We start from the raw sequence: 652 nt of genomic DNA on the forward strand, positions 1-652 counted from the left end.
TCCGAAATGCCGGTAGCGGAATGGCTCGACCGGATTGCCCGCGATGAGCGCCCGGATGGCATGCGCAGCATGCTCGCCCATCTGCTTGGCGGCCGGCGCTGTGCCTGGCACAGGGCGGCCATCCTCGCTCTTCACCGCAGCGGTATCGCCGATGACGAAGATGTTGTCGTGGCCGGGGACATTCAGCCGTTCGTCGACCACCGTGCGGCCGGCGCGGTCGGCCGCGGCCCCGAGCCATTTGGCCGCTTTGGATGCCATGACCCCTGCGGCCCAAAGCACGCATGTCGAGCCGATGCGGCGGCCGTCGGCGAGCGTGACGCCTCCGGCATCGCAATGGGTGACGGCAGCGGTGGAAAGCACTTCGACGCCCAGGCCTTCAAGCTGACGCTGCGCCTTTGCCGAAAGGCAGGCCGGCATAGTGGGCAGGATACGGTTGCCAGCTTCGACCAGGACGACGCGTGCCGAAGCGACATTGATGTGACGGAAGTCGCGAACCACGACCTTGCGGGCAAGTTCGGCAATTGCACCGGCCATTTCGACGCCTGTCGGGCCGCCGCCGACCACAACGAAGGTCAGTAACGCCTCGCGCCGCTGATCATCCTCAGTGACTTCGGCGCGTTCGAAAGCGGAGAGAATCCGGGCACGGATCTCA

The 652-nt window shown here is 66.1% G+C and carries 1 protein-coding gene; it reads right to left on the reverse strand.

Features of this window, described 5'->3' with window-relative positions:
* Window positions 1-652 (reverse strand): NAD(P)/FAD-dependent oxidoreductase (locus RWK44_RS34890; protein WP_316030183.1); only part of this gene is annotated, 652 nt, incomplete at both ends.

This window comes from Rhizobium sp. 25PS6, assembly GCF_032464655.1.
GTDB classification, from domain to species: Bacteria; Pseudomonadota; Alphaproteobacteria; order Rhizobiales; family Rhizobiaceae; genus Rhizobium; species Rhizobium laguerreae.